Below are 19,403 nucleotides of genomic sequence, written 5' to 3'. Positions count from 1 at the left end.
TTATGAGTATCTCCACCACCAGTATAAAAAGACCGGTTCTTGCTATAGTTATGAACCTGCTGATTGTTCTTTTTGGCATAATCGGATACAATTTCCTTGGTGTTAGGGAATACCCCTCCATCGATCCAACGGTTGTTTCGGTTAGAACATCCTACCCCGGCGCTAATTCAGATATTATTGAGTCCCAGATTACAGAACCATTAGAGAAATCCATTAACTCAATTGATGGTATACGGAACATTTCTTCTTCCAGTAACCAGGGTACAAGTAACATCACTATAGAATTTAATCTGGACAAAAATATTGAGGAAGCTACGAATGATGTTCGTGATAAGGTTTCCCAAGCGGCCAGAACCTTACCAAAAGATATTGATGGATTGCCAATCGTGAGTAAAGCAGATGCAAACTCTGATGCAATTTTATCGATGACCATTCAAAGTGATAAAAGAAATACGCTGGAATTGAGTGATTTTGCAGAAAATGTAATTGCAGACAGAATTCAAACCATTCCAGGTGTTAGTAGTGTTCAAATCCAGGGGCAGCGAAAATACGCCATGCGCATATGGATGGACCCGAATAAACTGAGTGCTTACGGTTTAACCGCCCAGGATATTGTAACGGCCTTGGATAATGAAAACGTAGAGCTGCCATCGGGAAAAATTACAGGTGCCACAACGGAATTAACTGTTAAGACCTTAGGAAAACTAACTAATGAAACCCAGTTTAATAACCTGATTCTAAAAGCAGACAGCAACCAGGTAATTAAACTGAGAGATGTAGGTTATGCCGTTTTAGGACCCGAAAATGAGGAAACCGTATTAAGGGAATCAGGAAGGCCAATGGTTGCCGTGGCTATTATTCCTCAGCCAGGCGCGAACTATTTAGACATCAGCAAAGAATTTTATAAACGTTTTGATAAACTTAAGGCAGATATTCCCCAGGATATAAAATTAAAAGTTGCTTTAGATACCACACTTTTTATTAAACGTTCTGTTACTGAAGTTGCAGAAACAATCGGCCTCTCTCTTGTATTGGTAATTTTGATCATTTACCTGTTCTTTAGGGATTGGGGCATTGCATTCCGCCCTTTAATCGATATTCCGGTTTCCCTGATTTTTACATTCTTTATTATGTATGCTTTTGGTTTTTCCATAAACGTACTGAGTTTACTGGCAATTGTATTAGCAACCGGACTTGTTGTAGATGATGGCATCGTGGTAACAGAAAACATTTTCAAAAAGGTAGAAGAAGGCATGTCGCCATTTGAGGCGGCAATCAAGGGTTCAAATGAGATTTTCTTTGCCGTAATTTCAATTTCAATTACGCTTGCAGCCGTGTTCCTTCCCGTAATCTTTCTCCAAGGATTTGTTGGCCGTTTGTTCAGGGAATTTGGTGTTGTAATTGGTGCAGCAGTATTGGTTTCGGCATTTGTGTCGCTTACATTAACGCCTATGCTGAATGCCTACCTGATGAAAAAAGGTGGACATAAACCTTCCCGGTTTTACAATTGGACGGAGCCTTATTTCGTTAAGTTAAACAATGCGTACGAATCAAACCTGAATAAATTTCTTGATAAAAGGTGGCTTTCTGCACCAATTATTTTGGTTTGTATGGGAATGATTTTTCTGTTCTGGAAGATTCTGCCTAAAGAAACCGCACCTTACGATGATAGAAGCGCCATTAATATAAACGTGAGTACACCGGAAGGTGCTTCATTTGCTTACACGGATAAGTTTATCATGGAAATTAATCAGATGATAATCGATTCCGTGCCCGAAAAAAATGTTAACATTACGATAACCTCACCGGGATTTGGTGGTGCAGGTGCTACCAACTCCGGGTTCGTGCGTATGGGCCTTGTAAACCCCGAAGACAGGGAACGTTCACAAAAGGAAATCGCCGATATGCTAACTAAAATCACCAAAAAGTATAGCGAAGGTAAAACCATTGTGAATCAGCAGCCTACAATTTCGGTTGGTCGGCGGGGCGGATTGCCAATTAGTTACATTATTCAGGCACAAAATTTTGAAAAACTCCGCGAGAAGGTGCCTTTATTTATGGATGCAGTTAGTAAGGATCCAACATTTACAGTTTCTGATGTTAACCTGAAATTCAATAAACCCGAAATTAATTTAACTATTGACAGAGACAAAGCGAAAAACTTGGGCGTTTCAATTGCTGCAATCGCCCAAACATTAAACCTCGGCCTAAGCGGACAACGTTTTTCGTATTTCTTCATGAATGGAAAACAATACCAGGTTATCGGCCAGTTTGATAGAAGTGACCGAAAAGATCCTTTAGATTTAAGTTCAGTCTATGTGCGTAGTGATAACGGAAATTTGGTTCAGCTGGATAATGTAGTTACTGCTAAAGAAGAAAGCAGTCCGCCGCAATTATACAGGAACAATCGCTTTATCTCTGCAACGGTTTCAGCAGGCCTGGCACCGGGCAGAAGCATTGGCGAAGGTATTGATGCAATGGACCAGATTGCGGCTAAAGTTTTGGACGAAACCTTTTCTACCGATTTAAGCGGTGAATCACGCGATTTTAAAGAAAGTTCATCGAATACTTTTTTTGCCTTCGGTTTAGCATTGTTATTGGTTTATTTGATTCTATCTGCGCAGTTCGAAAGTTTTAAGGATCCGGTAATCATCATTTTAACCGTGCCCATGGCTGTTGCAGGCGCATTTCTGTCGTTATGGTTATGTGGTCAGAGCTGGAATATTTTCAGTCAAATCGGTACAATTATGTTAATTGGCCTGGTAACAAAAAACGGGATTTTAATCGTTGAATTCGCCAATCAGCTAAAAGAAAAGGGCACACCCATTCCTGAAGCCATTCGCGAGGCATCGGTATCTCGTCTACGCCCAATTTTAATGACTAGTTTAGCGATCGCTATCGGTGCTTTACCAATAGCCTTGGCGCTTGGTGCTGCAGCAAAAAGCAGGATGAGTATGGGTACTGTTATCGTAGGGGGAACTATGTTTTCTTTGATTTTAACATTGTTTGTTATACCTGCAATTTACTCTTACTGGGCAAAACCATATAAGCCAAATAAAGATTTAAAAGAAGCAGAACGCTTTGAACATGAAGCTTTGGAAGGAACGAAATAAAAAATGATTAACAGAATGAATTTTATCGTAGTAATGATGACCATCCTGTCTTTAGTAGCCAGAGGACAGGAAAGGTTAACCTTGCAAGAGGCCGTTACGATTGCAATGCAAAACAACTACGACATTAAGATAGGTAAAAATAATCTTACCATTGCTAAAAACAATGCAAACATCGGCAACGCAGGAATGCTGCCAAATTTAACAGGAAATTATTCCAACGGAGGAAGTATTCAAAACACCCGGCAAACACCGGCAACCGGTGCAGACAGGGTTATAACGGGTGCAAGAAGCACAAATATTGATATCGGAGCTGATTTAAACTGGACCGTATTTGATGGCTTTAGCATGTTTGCAAATTACGAGCGGTTGAAAGAACTTCAGAAACAAGGTGAAGTCACATCACGCTTAGCGATTTTAACTACAATAGCTGATGTAATTACAGCGTATTACGACGTGGTAAGGCAACAAAAGTTAGTTATAGCAGCAGATAGCGCCATAGACATTTCGGTATTCAGAGAAAAGATAGCAAAAGCCAAGCTACAGCTGGGCAGAGGTGCAAAACTTGATGTTTTAACTGCCCAGGTAGATTACAATACGGATACATCAAATTATCTGCAGCAAAAAAATGCACTACAAGTGGCAAAAGTTCGTTTAAATCAGTTAATGGTACGAAATGTAAACCTTACTTTTTACGTGGATAATGATATCAATATAGATCAGGTTCTCGTTTATAGCCAATTGGCAGAACTGGCAGAAAAACAAAATCCCAATGTCCAGAATGCTTTTATTAACCAACGAGTCGCAGCACTTAATTTAAAATCGATAAAAGGCGCCCGGTATCCCGTTATAAGCTTAAATTCAGGCTACAGCAGAACCAACAGTACCTCTCCTACCGGCTTTAATCAGAAATTTGCGGCCAACGGATTTACTTACGGTGTAGGGGCAAGTTTAAATATCTTTAACGGATTTCTACAAAGGCAGCAAGAACGGAATGCCAAAATAGACATCGAAAATTCAACTCTAAATCTCGAGAAAACAAAGCTAGACGTTAGTACGCAATTGCTTACCGCCTATCAGAACTACAGCACTTACCTGGATTTGGTTAAATTGGAACAAAGAAATGTAGATATCGCTAAAGAAAACTTAGACATTACCCTTGTGAAGTACCGGTTAGGCAGCATTGCACCTTTAGAGTTAAGAGAAGCACAACGCAATTCAATTGATGCACAAAACCGGTTTATAGAGATGCAGTATCAAGCAAAGCTTGCGGAAATCACTTTAAAAGAAATAAGTGGTAGCATTAGTTTAACCAATTAATTTTTATATTTATTGCCATGATACTCGTCGCAGATAGTGGCTCATCCAAAACAGATTGGATGGGCTATTTCAATGGAAAAACCATTAAATTTAACACACAAGGAATAAACCCTTATTTTTTAAATGAGCAGGATATTAGCCGTATTATTTTAAAAAATGAAGTTATTTCACCACTTATAGGTGAAGTTAAGGAGATTTATTTCTTTGGTTCCGGATGTTCATCTCCCGATAAGAGGGAAGTGGTCTCCAATGGTTTATCTGCCGTTTTCACCAGTGCATTTATATCTGTTGAACACGACCTTTTAGGTTCTGTTTATGCAACATGTGGCAATTCAGAAGGGCTCAATTGTATTTTGGGAACCGGATCTAACATTTGCTATTTTGACGGAAAAAAAATTCACGATGGCCATCACGGCTTAGGGTATGTACTTGGAGATGAGGGTTCAGGAACTTTTTTTGGAAAAAAAGTTTTGTTGAGCTATTTGTATAAAAAAATGCCGGCAGATTTGGAAGCGGACTTTAAAAAGGCATTTCCTGCTGAAAAAGAGCAAATCATAACGAACATATATCAGAAACCTTTCCCTAACATCTACCTCGCGGGATTTAGTCGGTTTCTAGCCAACCATTATGAGCATATTTTCGTTAAAGAGACGCTGAAGAAAGGTTTCCAGGAATTTGTTGACACCAACATTAAAGATTACCCCAATTACAAAACTGTTCCTTGCCACTTCGTTGGTTCAATAGCCTATTATTATCAGGATATATTAAAAGACGTTTTAAAAGAGAACGGAATTAAAGTAGGCAAAATTTTACAAAAGCCCATTCAGGATTTGTATGAGTTTATCCTGCAAAAAGAAAATATAACAAAACAAGCCATATAAGAACCTATTTGAAATATTAATAAAATCTTAAAACATTGTAAACATAACATCAATCCTATTGTTATTAATACAATGCATAATTGCTAAAGCACATGAAGAGAATACTGGTAGTTGATGACGATATTGAGGTTTTAGAAACCATACAATTGATATTGGAAATAGGCGGATTTAAAGTTTCTGCACTTAACAACGGCGAAGAGGTTTTTGATAGAATAGAAAGCTTTAAACCAGACTTGATATTACTTGACATCTCACTCGGACACATCGATGGCCGCGTACTTTGCGAACAATTAAAATCGGTGGATTCGACATCAAAAATACCGATTCTTTTAATTTCCGGCCTTTACGATCCTAAAGACTTCACCACTTTAAATTATGGTCAGGACGATTTTTTATCCAAACCATTTCAAATGGATGTATTGCTTAAAAAAATCAGTAAGATTCTTACCCTTGAAGAAAGTGAACCGAGTTTTCATTTAAATTAATAAATATTAAAGCCGATGCCAATGCATCGGCTTTTGCTATAGTTATCTAATGGAGTCAAGATCGTACCTCCAGGAAATTACAGTTCACATTTTCGGCATTACCAAATACCCTATCGGTGCCATTTCAAAATATGTTTGATTTTGCTCTAAAAAGAAATCATCATATCAAAAATCTTCAACATTACGGATCAGAAGTTCGCTCAGCAAGCTGTCATTTTGGCAAATATCAGGCTTTGGAACAGGCCTTGTTATGCAGCATATGTATTAAACAATTTATTTACATATGAGCATACAGGAAAAAGGAAGCATCTCCATTCATACGGAGAACATCTTCCCGATAATTAAGAAATTTTTATACTCAGACAACGAGATTTTTCTTCGCGAGCTTGTCTCTAATGCAGTAGATGCTGTTCAGAAAATTAAAAGATTAGGCTCATTAGGTCAGTTCAATGGCGAAGTAGGCGAACCTTTGGTGCAGGTTGCGGTTGATAAAACAGCAAAAACCATAACCATTAGTGATAATGGTTTAGGTATGACAGCTGAAGAGATTAAAAAATACATCAATCAAGTCGCATTTTCTGGTGCAAGTGAATTTGTAGAGAAATTTAAGGATGCTAAAGATGCTAATGAAATCATCGGTAAATTCGGTTTAGGATTTTATTCAGCCTTTATGGTTGCAGATTTAGTCGAAATTCAAACTTTATCTTACCAGGAAGGTGCAGAACCAGCTCGCTGGGTTTGCGATGGTAGTACAGAATTTGAAATTACTGAAGGCACAAAAACCACTCGTGGTACCGATATTATTCTTCATGTAAATAAAGATTCTGAAGAGTTTTTAGAAGAATCGAAACTGCAGGAAATTCTTAATAAATACGCTAAATTTTTGCCTGTTCCGATTAAATTTGGTACTAAAACAGAATCAGAAGAAGACGGCGAAGACGAAGAAGGAAAGAAAAAATATAAAGATGTAGTAGTTGATAACATTATCAATACAACAAGCCCGATCTGGACAAAAGCACCTGCAGATTTGTCAGACGAAGATTACTTAAGTTTCTACCGCGAATTATATCCGTTTAGTGAAGAGCCATTGTTCTGGATTCACTTAAATGTTGATTATCCATTTAACTTAACTGGTGTATTGTATTTCCCTAAGTTGAAAAACGACTTCGAAATGCAACGCAATAAAATCAAATTGTATTCCCGCCAGGTATTCATTACAGATGAAGTTAAAGATATCGTTCCGGAATTTTTGATGTTATTACACGGTGTTATCGATTCACCAGATATTCCATTGAACGTATCCCGCAGTTTCTTACAGGCTGATGGAAATGTGAAAAAAATTAACAACTACATTACAAAAAAAGTAGCAGATAAATTATCCGAACTATTTAACAAAGACCGTAAATCTTTCGAAGATAAATGGAAAGACATTGGTTTATTCGTTAAATACGGAATGATTAGCGAAGAGAAATTCTATGATAAAGCAAAGGATTTCGCTTTGGTTGGGAACACCAAAAATGAACTGTTCACGCTGAATGAGTATAAAGATAAAGTTGCCCACTTACAAACAGATAAAAACGGAACGGTAGTCTATTTGTACTCAAACGATGCTTCAAAACAAGACGCTTTTATCCAGTCGGCCAACAAGAAAGATTATGATGTGTTAGTGTTGGATTCTCCGATTGATAATCACTTCATCCAACAACTAGAGCAAAAACTAGAAAAAACTTCTATCAAACGTGTTGATTCGAGTGTTGCTGATAAACTAATTGAAAAAGATGAAGTTAACGAGCACGTTTTAAGTGAAGATCAGGTAAAAGAAGTAACTACAATTTTCGAGAAAGCCATTACCAAGCCAGGAATGCAGGTGGAAGTTGTTGCCCTAAATCCGGATGAATTACCGGTTACCATCACCATGGATGAATTTATGCGTCGTATGAAAGATATGGCTGCTATGGGCGGCGGAATGGGTTTTTATGGCCAAATGCCTGATAGTTATAAGGTTGCCATAAATGGAAACCATAAACTGGTTAGTAAAATTTTAAAGGCAGAAGGTGAAGAGCAAAGCAATTTGGCAAAGCAGGCTGTCGATTTGGCCTTACTTGCTCAAGGCATGCTAACTGGTGCAGAATTAACTGCTTTTGTTAGCAGAAGTGTTGAATTAATATAATGCGGTAAAAATAAAAAGTCCCGATTTGCAGTGCACATCGGGACTTTTTTATAGCAGTAAAATATTGTACTTAACTTGCAACGTTTTGTTTAACATTAAAATAATCTTTGTGCTCTTCTAACATCTTCGCTATGGTAGCGGCTTTAGTATCTTTAACATTGAATACAAACAGAGGCTCTTGTTTCTTTTTACTCCGAACCATTTTTTCTGTATAAAAGCGATACTCTAAGCCATTGGTCAATAAACCATATTTTGCTTTCGTTTTACGGAAATATTTGGATAAACGCGAGTCATTAATATCTAAGGTATCTTCATGATGTCTGCACTCCACTAAAATAGCAGGCTCACCGTCTTTCATAATGGTATAGTCAACTTTTTTACTTTTCTTAACACCAAAGTCTAAAACAGCTTCAGATTGAACCTCGGAAGGATTGAAAACATCGAAGCCTAATATCTGGATAAAAGGCATAACTAATGCGTTTCTCGTTAAATCTTCTGATTGAACCTGGGGAAGCATTTTTTTGATTCTCACGGCAAATTGTCCGATTTCGTCTTTAAGTTCCATGTTAATATATTTTTTGTTATGTATAACTTCTGTTCATCAAAAGCGCTTATTGTCAAATCCCACAGTGTGTATGGCCTTTCAATTTAATTATCCAGGCTACACATACTGAAGGCAGGCAGATGTTTAATCAAAAAGATGTTATACAAAAAATATAAATTATCTAGTTGATCATTCGTTTTTGGCAAACAGTAATAAAGATTATAAAATAGTCATACGTAATTAATTTTTTTACATCAACCCTTCAAAATATTACATCAAATACGACTATTTTAAACAAACGCCTGGAAAAGATTTTTTATCACAGATATATGAACAAATTCTTTTTTTTGGCTAACTTGCATATGATTCCAAACTCACTTTATAATAATCATGAACTTAAAATGCGTTGTTATTGACGATGAACAACATGCTATCGAGGTATTAACTGACCATATAGCTGAAATGCCCGGGCTAACAGTATTTAAAACTTTTACCAGCCCTGTGCAGGCCCTAACCGAAATTAGTGTAGGCGACGAAATTGATTTATTGTTCATGGATATTGATATGCCAGGAATAAATGGGTTGGAACTTGCTAAGAATATCAGGGAAAAAGCCAAATACCTTATTTTCACTACAGCACATCCGGATTATGCACTTCAGGCATTTGATGTACAATCAGATCAATATCTTCTTAAACCTATTTCATTTGCAAAGTTTGCTTTAGGGATCGATAGAATTTTGAAAAAAGAAGCAATTAATGCTAAAAATGCAGCTAAAGAAGCAGATCAGGTGGCAGCCTTATACATTAAAGGCGATCATAAATATGCATTTTCGAATATTTTAATTGATGATATTTTATACATCAGGGCTTTGCAAAATTATATTCAGATAATTACAAAGACAGAAACCAATACGACTTACCTTACTTTAAAGGAAATTGAAAAGGCTTTAGAGAATCATGCTTTTATTCGTGTAAACAAATCAAATATCGTTGCTAAGGCGGCCATTAAAAAAGTGGACGGCAATATTATCAGATTAGTTAATAATGAAATGATTCAGATTGGAGAAGGTTATAAAGAGGCTTTCTTTGCCTATATACAAAGTAGTTTATTAAAATCCGGGAGAAGTTAAACTACCTTTTTAAGATTTGTGACATTGACGAATTCGTCATCAAAATTGTGTTAGCAGTAGGATCGGTACTGAAGCTACTTGTTGTTCTTACATTTTTATAGATAAATGCAATATTCTTATTTAACCTGATTGCGTTTTTAATTTTCATACTGCTAGTTATCGAAAAAAAATTACATTCCAAATAGGTTCAAAAATTATTTATTAAAAATCTGTGACATTGATGAATTCGTCATTAAGATGGTATTCGCAGTTGGATCGGTACTGAAATTGTTCTGAGCTTTAACATTTTTATAAACAAATGCAGTGTTCTTTTTCAGTGTGGTTGTATGTTGAGTTTTCATATGATTATTTGTTGAAGATCTGAGACATTGATGAATTAGTCATTAAGATGGTATTCGCAGTTGGATCGGTACTGAAGTTGTTCTGAGCTTTAACATTTTTATAAACAAATGCAGTATTCTTTTTCAATTTGGTTGTATGTTGAGTTTTCATATGATTACTTGTTGAAGATTTGAGACATTGATGAATTAGTCATTAAAATAGTATTCGCAGTCGGATCGGTACTGAAGTTGTTCTGAGCTTTTACATTTTTATAAACAAATGCAGTATTCTTTTTCAATTTGGTTGTATGTTGAGTTTTCATATGATTATTTGTTGAAGATTTGAGACATTGATGAATTAGNATACCCTAAGAAACCGTAGCCAACGTTAACTTGGATCGGTACTGAAGTTGTTCTGAGCTTTAACATTTTTATAAACAAATGCAGTATTCTTTTTCAATTTGGTTGTATGTTGAGTTTTCATATGATTATTTGTTGAAGATTTGAGACATTGATGAATTAGTCATTAAAATAGTATTCGCAGTTGGATCAGTACTGAAGTTGTTCTGAGCTTTAACATTTTTATAAACAAATGCAGTATTCTTTTTCAATTTGGTTGTATGTTGAGTTTTCATATGATTATTTGTTGAAGATTTGAGACATTGATGAATTAGNGAAGGAGCGGCCAGTTTGTTCTTTTCGTTCCGCGACTTTAACATTTTTATAAACAAATGCAGTATTCTTTTTCAATTTGGTTGTATGTTGAGTTTTCATATGATTATTTGTTGAAGATTTGAGACATTGATGAATTAGTCATTAAAATAGTATTCGCAGTCGGATCGGTACTGAAGTTATTCTGAGCTTTAACATTTTTATAAACAAATGCAGTGTTCTTTTTTAATTTTGTTGTGTGTTGCGCTTTCATATTATTATATCTTTATGCGTTTATAATTTATTTATTGTTGTTTTGATTAACTGATGTAAAGGTGCGGCGAATAGGAAGGCGCTCCGAAATTTTTACACAAACCCTCTATTTTAAAAGATAAAACCCCTTTTTTAGCAAATAAAACCCATTTAAATGAACATTCTTAAATTAAAAAATTGGTATAACCGAAATGATATTCATGTAAAAGCATGGGCACTTTTCATAATATATGAGGTATTCATAACCGGTATTGTTTATGGGATATGGGGCACGTTCGGAAACCAAGTATTTCATTATGCCCTGAATATTTCTCTATTCTATTTACATGCCTACGGTATTCAAAGAATTCTGAGAAGCAATTTGAGGTTCAAAGTATGGCTAATTATACCTTTTGTAATTATGGAACTGATCTTGTATCTGGCAATTGCATTTCCATTCGAGTATTTAATTCAAATGACTATAGGAACCGGATATAAAATTCCAATGGAATTTAATAAAGTTTATGTTTTACGGTCCTCATGGCGTGCCTTGTACTTTATTGGGTTTAGCACGGGCTATGTCTTTTTGTTAAACTCGTTAATTGAACGCCGTCGGGTTCAAAAACTGGAAAAGCAAAACCTCGTTAATACCATCGAAAAACAAGCTTTGGAAAACGATTTGGTGCAATCGCAAAATAATTTTTTACGTAGCCAGATTAATCCGCACTTTTTATTTAATACTTTAAACTTCATCTACAACGACGCCAGAAAAAAAGCGCCCCTGGCTGCAGATGCCATCATGAATTTATCTGAAATGATGCGTTATGCCTTAAAAAGACCAGAAGCCTCAGAACTGGTGCCTTTAAGTGAAGAAGTTGAGCAGATTGAGCATTTAATTAACCTGCATAAGCTCCGTACCGCCAACACGATAAATTTCGATTTAATCGTTAATGGAGACCTTTTTGGCCTACGCTTCCCTCCGCTTATCATGTTAACACTAGTGGAGAATATGTTTAAACATGGGAACATTGCGCACTCTACGCAACCCTCTATTGTGCAAATCGACTACGATGGAAAAAGCTTAACCCTAACAACAATTAATATGGTTAATGAGGTTAAGAAAAAGGAAGTGGAAAGCCACCATGTCGGTTTGGAGAATATTGATAAGCGCCTTAATAACTTCTATAAAGACAAATATTCATTTAAATTCTACAAAGATCCATTAAACAGGTACCTTACGGAAATTAAGGTTGATATAGATAATCCTATGGCTGGATTAAATTAAAATGGTTTAAAATTCTTCATCGCATTTCTTCTTTGCACTTCTTTTAATAAGAAATAATACACAACCATTTCATGTGTTCGCTGATCTTTATTAAATAAGCGGTTTACGTGCATGTGTAGCAGATCGCTGAACAATTGAACCATCCTTTCTGGATTGCAGATTTTTAAAATATTAATAAAAGAATCCGCAAATGAATTAAAAGCAATTAACTGATTATCGGTTAAATTAATATATTCTGTTTTACGATAAATTTGATACTGGGTATTCATCTTTTTAAAATCAGACGCCTCCAGATGGTGCTCTTCATTAAATGAATCAGACATCATTTTGATTACTTCAGTAAATACTTTATCGTTAAACAAAGCTTTCGCCTGTATTTTCTCTACCAAATCAGAGCATAATTTATATTTATTAATTGCATCAGGATTGGTTTCAAATAAGGATAACACGAAATGACTGTCCGACGAGAAGTGCCGTTCAATTTCTTCAATCAAATTCGTTCCGTAACGCTGGGTTTCCCTACGATAGGTTCTCAATTGTAAATCCGATATTAAACCAGCAGATAGATACTCCTCAAGATAATCAGAAAATGAAGAAGTGAGGATCTGTCCGTCATTTTCATCATTTAATAAGATCCGCAGCCTTAAATGATAACCGTTTTCGTTATAGCGAATAAAAAACCAGGACTTAATTAGGCTTTTGTAAGCGTCTAAAAAGTGGGCGATTGGTCCACTCAATAGCATATCTGAACGTTGTTGATGGCAATAAATTTCAAAATATAACCATTCTTTCCCTGGCGGGAAAAATTCTTTCACCGGAGTTATTTCTGAGTTGGCTTTACTAAATCCGCTGTAGATTTGTTCATCATGGTAAATATTAAGTATAAACTGAGCCAAATATGGATTATCCTTTTCATCAATTACAGTGCTTTCTTGTGGAATTAGCACCTCCTCAAGGTATACTTTATCTTGCTTGAGCACATGTTGAAGAAAAGCGGTCAAATCTAAGTTCGTATTCTTGTTAAAACATAGAGTTTGATCTGATAAGCCAGCTTTGAAATAATCACTAACACCCAATTTATTCAGGTAAGTTCTCAGATCATTAACATTCATGGCCGATAAATCTGCTTTTCTAACTTGCCATTTTTGATGAGATAAAACTATATTCTGATATTGAACACGCGGATAATATGGTAAATCGGGATATAAGTGCTCTAAAAAAAAGGTTAGATTGGTTTGAATACCCTGATGTTGTAAATCACAAAGCAATCTGAAAACGGACAAATCCGATCGGGCGTAATTATATGCTGAAGCCATCCTGGGAACGATTCTTTTATTCAATTTCCTGGATCTTAATATGACTTCACTTCCTTGTACAGAAAGCATAATATCATCCAAAGTTAGCGGGCTTTCAGAGGTGTCAAAATTCAAAATAGAGAGTTGATGATCATAAACCAGTTTCCTTCTGTTGATGTTATCTACATTCGTTTCTACCATATAAGCAACATCAAAAAACAACACGTCGGAATTTACTTCCTGTTCGATTTTACCGATTCGCTTACAATGCTGATAAACTTCGTCATTCGCAATCGTAAACCGGCCACTTAGTGCATTAGCGGTGCTTCCTCCTGTTTGATCTACACAAATCAGATCATCAGAAATTGACATTAACATACTAAACGAATTCGGAATCACAGTTGCCTTATCCGAAAGTTGAATACGTAATTTATCTAATTGAATCACGCGGTCTGTATGGAAAGATTCAGCACGAATAAACCTTTCGAAGTTTTGCTTTAATTTATCGTTTAGCTCTTCAGTTTTTTTATTTTGCTTACCGTAAAATTGGGCAATAAAATCATCATCCTGACCGGCCTGTTCCAGTTCGTCGTATCCAATTCCCATTTCCGGATCTAAGGCCATTGATAGAGGAACTTCCTTTTGCTCAAACTTTTTCCTAAACTTATTTACAAATTGCTTCAGAGCATCACGCCCATCAATTGGCAAAATATGCCGCATTAAGTTTATTAATCCAGGTATCGCAGAAAACATTTTTTCATCTAAACCTCCTGAAATCACATTTCGTTCTGCAATGAGGTATTTTGGAATTTCGATAGACGGTTTTATACCGACACGGCCAAAATAATCTTCACCAATTATGTTAGGATCATTATCACTTAAAAGCAATTGCAGGGCTAACATATCTTCAAGCAAAACGAATAAATTTGCCTGCCCATCTGTTGAAACATCGAGCAGGCTGATTAGGTCATTTACACGAATTGGGCGTGTGCAGGCTTTTAATATCTGCTCTACGAATTCATTATTGTCAATTTCGGCCAGTTCAAATAACCCATCGGAGCATGCGATGTATCGAATGCTTGTTGGTGTAAAATAAAAACTACTATTCGTAAACAATAAACAGTTGTTTGCAAGGCAATCTGAAAGTGAAAATTTCAGTTGGTTTTTGTATGGCCAGTCTATAAACTCATGAACAACCTGCTTTTCCTCTACGATTATTCCATGTTCTAAAGAATTAATAGCACCAGGTAAAATGCTGAACCCGGCAAATGTTCCGTAGGGCGTGGATCTAAACTTAGCTCTGTTAAAATATTTCCAGATTGTAAATAGTACTTTAGCCTCCAGTGTTTCTATCTCATCTGCATGTACATCTTTTATAGTTTGATAAAAGGCATCAGAAGAAATTGAAATTGCTGATTTTAGCTCGTCCCAACAATCTGCCAACTCAGATGTGTATGAAAATCTTGGTGTTCTGAATATTAGATCTTTGGCTATTTTTACTTTCATGAAAGGGATTGATAAGCGGAAATTACAAAGATTTAGTTTAAATCGCAGAATTAAGATTAATTTTGGCTAAATTATAAAAGCAAGGAGACTATATTAAAAGCAAGATCCAGCAGTTAAGGCAAGAGTTTACTTTGTTTTCCGTTAATCTCCCGCCTGCCTTCCGCAGGCAGGCGGAAATCTTAAAGCAGCTGCAATTGCATTGCAATTCCCCGTTTCCCGAGCTATCGGATTGGGAATGATGAATATCTTAAAATTCGCTTAGTTAACCAACGTAAATCTTTGATACACCCTCCTTTAAAATTTCAACCTATTTATTTTATCAGATTATACAATTCATCCAGTTTTGGCGAGAGAACGATTTCAATCCTTCGGTTTTTACTCCTCCCATCAGCACTTGTATTTGCACCCAGAGGCTGAAACTCGCCTTTTCCAGTGGCGGTCATGCGTACACTTTCTACCTTTTCTGTTTCTGTTAAATACCTGACAACCGAAGTTGAACGCAGCACACTCAAATCCCAGTTATCTTTTATCTGTCCTAAATTATTTACTTTCTGATTATCGGTATGCCCTTCTACTGCAATATTAATTTCCGGTTGTTCTTTTAAAACTTTCGCAAGCTGAGCCAAGGCCTTTTTCCCATTTTCATCAATAACTATACTTCCAGATGGAAATAAAAGTTTGTCCATTAGAGAAACGTAGACCTTTCCGTTTCTTATATCAACTGTTAAACCACTCTTGGTAAAACCCAGCAAAGCTTGTTGTAATTTTTCTTTGAGTTGATTCGTCGCTTCATCACGTTTGCGCAATACCTCTTCAACTTCCTTTAAACGTTTTTCTCTAGCGGCAAGATCGCCTGACAATTTGGAAATTTCGGTTGAACTGTTATTTTTTAGTTTATTAAAATTGGCGTTTACATCATTAAATCTATTTTGCAAATCACGCAGATCGTCTGCCATAAGTGACGTATCTTTTTTCAACTTCTTAACCTCATCTTCCAGATTTTCAATCTTAATTTGCCCCTCATTAAAGGCCGTATATAAGGAATCTTTAGTCCCTAAAAGTGCTTTATATTTCTTTGGAGATAAGACAACACAAGATGTAATTGAGGTAACAAATAAGAATAGCGCAAAAGCAAAAAAAATATTTTTCATATTAGTATCGGATTTTGAGTATCAAGTATCAAGATGTGAGTATCAAGTTTCAGGTTGTGATTAATAAGATATAGCATTAATTCAAATCTATTCAAATAACATGGCTAAGCATCAATTGCGTTACGTAAAAATGCAACTAATGGGTGAACCGTTTTAAAAGAACTTATCAACTTATTAACGAGTGTTGGTTTAAAAAATTCCTGATCATCTAAAGGCATTGTGGCTTCAAAGCTTTTCAGCTTTAGATACTCAATATTTGGATCAGCTGGGTCATAACCTTTCGGAGCATTCTTCAGTGCTGATGCAGTTCCAAGTTTAAAATTCTTTTTAAACTCTTCGTTTTCAATAATCTCTTTAAAATCGCCGATGTTATAATCTATTTCCTGCCGGATAAGTTTTACATGTGGTGGTTCTGGCATCCAATAACCGCCGGCAATAAAGCTTTTACCTGGTTGAATGTGCAAATAGTAGCCTGGTTCATTACCACCTTTACTTTTTGACGAAAACCACATGCCGAAATTATTTTTATAAGGGTCTTTATTCTTACTGAAACGAACGTCCCTGTAAATGCGCATTAAGCACTTCTTTGGATCCAGATCAGCGGAAATTAAAGGATCGATTTTAGAAAGTTCTGGAATTATAGCAGCAACTAATTCCAGCACATCGGCTTTAGCTTCTTCATATTTTGGTTTGTGCTCTGCAAACCATTCTCTATTATTATTTTCAGCAACGTCTTTAATAAAAACGAGTGTTTCTTTTTTAAGCATGGGCTTTTAGGGATAACGATTAACTGTCTTAAATTGCATTATTGTTGAATTTTGGATTGAAATGCCCATTTCGAACAGAACCACGTTATTAAATTGACGATTTCAAATGGTTCGACACTTAACCATTCTACACTTTATCGTAATACGGCTTGTATTTTATATTTGGTGATAAGACATGCAATAAAATAATTCTGGAATATCTGTAATTTAAAGGATAAAGAATAAAACATCCTGCAAAAATAACAATCAAATAAGTCCAAAAAGTATTGTCTTCCAAAGCACCAACAACAGAATATGTTAGAAAACTCGCCATAAGCATTTCGATAACATTCATCGCGTAGCTTACGTACATTGCTGCATAAAAGTAACCAGGCTCTATCTCAACACGCTGACCGCAATGCCCGCAAACTTCCTTAGTGTGTTGAATGTTCCATCCATACATACTACCTGTAAAAATCTCTCCCCTGCGGCAGTGTGGACATTTTGCATGAACTATTGCATATAGCTTGGAAGTTTTCTCAGACATACTAGTTCAGGTTTATGCGGTCTGATTTCATATCTAAATGAATATTTTTTTTACGATACTTTTTATACCATATGACACCAACAACCGTAGCAAGAATATATGGAATTACCAAAAGATATATAACACCTGTATTTAAACCGGCCGCCTGGGTATTTCCATTTTTCACACCTTGCTCTGCATTTATAGTACACATAGAGCATTGTGCATTCACCATTACCGGTGAGGCAGCAGCCAACGAGAACAGAACTAAGATTAAAAAGACTTTTTTCTTCATCACAACAAATATACAGATAAACGCATTTAAGCGCTTAAAAATTGTGTCATAAAAGAGGTTCACTTTAGCTGAACCTTTAATTATTTGAATATTAATATTGATAATATGGGGATATCATTAGATATACGACCACACCGGTTACGGCCACATAAAACCATAGTGGGAAGGTAATTCTTGCAATCTTTCTATGCTTATCAAATTTTTCTGCCAAGGCTCTAACGTACGTTACTAGAACCAAAGGAATTATGGCTATTGACAGCAAAATATGGGTAAGCAAGATAAAAAAGTAAATATATTTAACAGTCCCTTCGCCGCCAAATTTAGTCGATGGCGTAGTCATGTGATAGGCAATGTACATTACTAAAAATAATAACGAACAACCGATTGCAGCTTTCATCAGGCTTTGATGCAATTGAACTTTTCCATTTTTGATTGCTCGTACAGCAACTACTAAAATAACTGCAGTAATGCCGTTTATAGTCGCGTAAATAGGCGGTAAAAAAGGAAGAGGACTTACATCGATGCCCAAATCTTTAAGCTTAACCATAAAAAGTATAGCTACGGCTACAGGAATAACAATTGATAAAATGATTATCCAGATATTATATTTTTTTTCGATTGAATTATTTTCCATTAGATTAAATTCTTTCAGGGATTAAAATTTACTACATGGGTTACCTGCCATCTTTAAGATTCCGCAAATCCTCTGCAACTAAAACTTTTATTTCATCATCTAATTTAGCTAATGCGTCCGCATTAGTAACCTCGTAAAAACCTCTAATCCTATGCTGGTTATCCAGCAGGATTATCTGATTTCCATAAATAAACTTAGTTTTACCACCTTCTTCATGCTGAATGATATCGAGTAGCAAGCCCTGTCTGATGAAAGGGTAAACGCTCAGACTATCGCCACTTAAAAAATCCCATTTGCCCGGTTTAGCACCCAGCGAGTCTGCTAAGGATTTTAAATTATAAGGATAATCCTGCGGATCTACGGAAAGACTCAGAAAACGAATCAAGGGGTTCTTTTGATAGCCCTCGGAAATTTCTTTGATATTGGCATTTACCTCTGCAATCGGACTTTCCTTATAAAACAAGTTTAGTACCACTATCTTCCCCTTTAACGAAGACCAGTTGAGGGTTTCATTGTTTTGGTTTACAAAGCTGAAATCAGGTACAGTATGGTATATCGTATCGGGAATTTTCTTCCCACGAACGGAATGAAATGTTTTGGCAACAATTTTCTCACCAAAAATTGGAAGACTTTTATAACGGTTTTTGGCGAAGTGTGGTAATAAGTAAAAAAACAAAAATCCTGGTATTGCCAAAATGCTTACCAGGATTAATGATTTCTTTATTGAGAATGATCTCATGAATGAACCGACATGTGCAGATTTAAAAATCCACCTTCAATTAGCATTAATACTATAAAATAGATAATAAAAATAAATGATACTGTAAGTGCTAATTGTAAACCAAGCTTCTCATATTTCAAGTGCATGAAGTAAGCTACAATATAAAACGCCTTAACAAGCGTTAATGCAATGTAGATGTAATTTCCAATATGTTGAGGAATATACCCACCAGGGATTGCCCATAATGCTATGATAAACTCGATACCTGTGATTAGAGACAAAATGCCGGCTACTTTCCAGATTTTACCTTTAGTCATACCTGCATGCTCATCGTGTTCGTGACCTTCGGCTGTATGTGAATGTTCTGACATGTTAAATAT

General features: G+C 35.9%; 20 protein-coding genes. 7 read left to right on the top strand and 13 right to left on the bottom strand.

Features of this window, described 5'->3' with window-relative positions:
* Positions 1–2 precede the first annotated feature (2 nt).
* The 5 genes from ASF92_RS14155 to htpG all read left to right on the top strand — a co-directional run bounded on the left by ASF92_RS14155 (position 3) and on the right by htpG (position 7,966).
* Positions 3–3,113 (top strand): efflux RND transporter permease subunit, encoded by a 3,111-nt coding sequence (locus ASF92_RS14155; protein ID WP_056094268.1) that lies wholly within the window; start codon positions 3–5, stop codon positions 3,111–3,113.
* A gap of 15 nt (positions 3,114–3,128) precedes the next feature.
* Complete coding sequence (locus ASF92_RS14150; protein ID WP_231729822.1) at positions 3,129–4,430, top strand: TolC family protein; 1,302 nt, start codon at positions 3,129–3,131, stop codon at positions 4,428–4,430.
* A 17-nt stretch (positions 4,431–4,447) separates the two neighbouring features.
* Positions 4,448–5,311, top strand: a complete 864-nt coding sequence (locus ASF92_RS14145) for an N-acetylglucosamine kinase (protein ID WP_231729821.1) — start codon at positions 4,448–4,450, stop codon at positions 5,309–5,311.
* 92 nt (positions 5,312–5,403) lie between these two features.
* The gene (locus ASF92_RS14140) at positions 5,404–5,796 is read left to right on the top strand and encodes a PleD family two-component system response regulator (RefSeq protein ID WP_056094263.1); all 393 of its coding nucleotides are present in this window, start codon (positions 5,404–5,406) and stop codon (positions 5,794–5,796) included.
* Between the two features lie 283 nt (positions 5,797–6,079).
* A complete protein-coding gene (gene htpG, locus ASF92_RS14135; RefSeq protein WP_197413300.1) occupies positions 6,080–7,966 on the top strand; it encodes a molecular chaperone HtpG in 1,887 nt (628 codons plus the stop codon).
* A 70-nt stretch (positions 7,967–8,036) separates the two neighbouring features.
* Here the strand turns inward: htpG and ASF92_RS14130 are convergent, their stop codons facing one another.
* Positions 8,037–8,531 carry a type I restriction endonuclease gene (locus ASF92_RS14130; RefSeq protein WP_056094260.1) on the bottom strand — a complete coding sequence of 165 codons (495 nt, stop codon included), beginning with the start codon at positions 8,529–8,531 and terminating at the stop codon, positions 8,037–8,039.
* A gap of 369 nt (positions 8,532–8,900) precedes the next feature.
* On the opposite strand from ASF92_RS14130, the gene ASF92_RS14125 reads away from it, so the two are divergent.
* Positions 8,901–9,641: a LytTR family DNA-binding domain-containing protein gene (locus tag ASF92_RS14125; protein ID WP_056094257.1), complete on the top strand. Its 741-nt coding sequence runs from the start codon at positions 8,901–8,903 to the stop codon at positions 9,639–9,641.
* 194 nt (positions 9,642–9,835) lie between these two features.
* Here ASF92_RS14125 and ASF92_RS21045 read toward each other — a convergent pair whose 3' ends face one another.
* From ASF92_RS21045 to ASF92_RS21030, 4 genes are all read right to left on the bottom strand, one after another.
* Positions 9,836–9,982, bottom strand: a complete 147-nt coding sequence (locus ASF92_RS21045; RefSeq protein WP_157263890.1) for a hypothetical protein — start codon at positions 9,980–9,982, stop codon at positions 9,836–9,838.
* Between the two features lie 4 nt (positions 9,983–9,986).
* The gene (locus ASF92_RS21040) at positions 9,987–10,133 is read right to left on the bottom strand and encodes a hypothetical protein (protein ID WP_157263888.1); all 147 of its coding nucleotides are present in this window, start codon (positions 10,131–10,133) and stop codon (positions 9,987–9,989) included.
* Between the two features lie 4 nt (positions 10,134–10,137).
* Entirely contained in the window at positions 10,138–10,284 is a 147-nt protein-coding gene (locus ASF92_RS21035; RefSeq protein ID WP_157263888.1) for a hypothetical protein, read from the bottom strand.
* 165 nt (positions 10,285–10,449) lie between these two features.
* Positions 10,450–10,596, bottom strand: coding sequence for a hypothetical protein (locus ASF92_RS21030; RefSeq protein WP_157263888.1), 147 nt, complete (start codon positions 10,594–10,596; stop codon positions 10,450–10,452).
* Between the two features lie 443 nt (positions 10,597–11,039).
* Between ASF92_RS21030 and ASF92_RS14115 the strand changes: the two genes are divergently transcribed.
* Positions 11,040–12,149, top strand: coding sequence for a sensor histidine kinase (locus ASF92_RS14115; protein WP_056094251.1), 1,110 nt, complete (start codon positions 11,040–11,042; stop codon positions 12,147–12,149).
* On the opposite strand, the gene ASF92_RS14110 is transcribed toward ASF92_RS14115, so the two are convergent.
* The 8 genes from ASF92_RS14110 to ASF92_RS14075 all read right to left on the bottom strand — a co-directional run bounded on the left by ASF92_RS14110 (position 12,146) and on the right by ASF92_RS14075 (position 19,394).
* A complete protein-coding gene (locus ASF92_RS14110) occupies positions 12,146–14,950 on the bottom strand; it encodes a lantibiotic dehydratase (RefSeq protein ID WP_056094248.1) in 2,805 nt (934 codons plus the stop codon). The genes ASF92_RS14115 and ASF92_RS14110 overlap by 4 nt on opposite strands.
* Positions 14,951–15,261: 311 nt before the next feature.
* Entirely contained in the window at positions 15,262–16,101 is an 840-nt protein-coding gene (locus tag ASF92_RS14105) for an OmpA family protein (protein ID WP_056094245.1), read from the bottom strand.
* A 104-nt stretch (positions 16,102–16,205) separates the two neighbouring features.
* Complete coding sequence (locus ASF92_RS14100) at positions 16,206–16,868, bottom strand: DUF2461 domain-containing protein (protein WP_056094242.1); 663 nt, start codon at positions 16,866–16,868, stop codon at positions 16,206–16,208.
* Between the two features lie 127 nt (positions 16,869–16,995).
* Positions 16,996–17,394: a hypothetical protein gene (locus tag ASF92_RS14095; RefSeq protein ID WP_056094237.1), complete on the bottom strand. Its 399-nt coding sequence runs from the start codon at positions 17,392–17,394 to the stop codon at positions 16,996–16,998.
* A 1-nt stretch (position 17,395) separates the two neighbouring features.
* Positions 17,396–17,668: a hypothetical protein gene (locus ASF92_RS14090; RefSeq protein ID WP_056094235.1), complete on the bottom strand. Its 273-nt coding sequence runs from the start codon at positions 17,666–17,668 to the stop codon at positions 17,396–17,398.
* 91 nt (positions 17,669–17,759) lie between these two features.
* Positions 17,760–18,302: a DUF420 domain-containing protein gene (locus ASF92_RS14085; RefSeq protein ID WP_056094232.1), complete on the bottom strand. Its 543-nt coding sequence runs from the start codon at positions 18,300–18,302 to the stop codon at positions 17,760–17,762.
* Between the two features lie 40 nt (positions 18,303–18,342).
* Complete coding sequence (locus tag ASF92_RS14080) at positions 18,343–19,041, bottom strand: SCO family protein (protein WP_056094229.1); 699 nt, start codon at positions 19,039–19,041, stop codon at positions 18,343–18,345.
* Positions 19,038–19,394 carry a cytochrome C oxidase subunit IV family protein gene (locus ASF92_RS14075; protein WP_056094226.1) on the bottom strand — a complete coding sequence of 119 codons (357 nt, stop codon included), beginning with the start codon at positions 19,392–19,394 and terminating at the stop codon, positions 19,038–19,040. Before ASF92_RS14075 ends, ASF92_RS14080 begins: the two co-directional genes overlap by 4 nt.
* Positions 19,395–19,403 lie beyond the last annotated feature (9 nt).

This window comes from Pedobacter sp. Leaf176 (genome assembly GCF_001424305.1).
Classification (GTDB): Bacteria; Bacteroidota; Bacteroidia; order Sphingobacteriales; family Sphingobacteriaceae; genus Pedobacter.
Note: the sequence above shows the minus strand (reverse complement) of the source record. Positions and strands in the feature narration are given on the sequence as shown.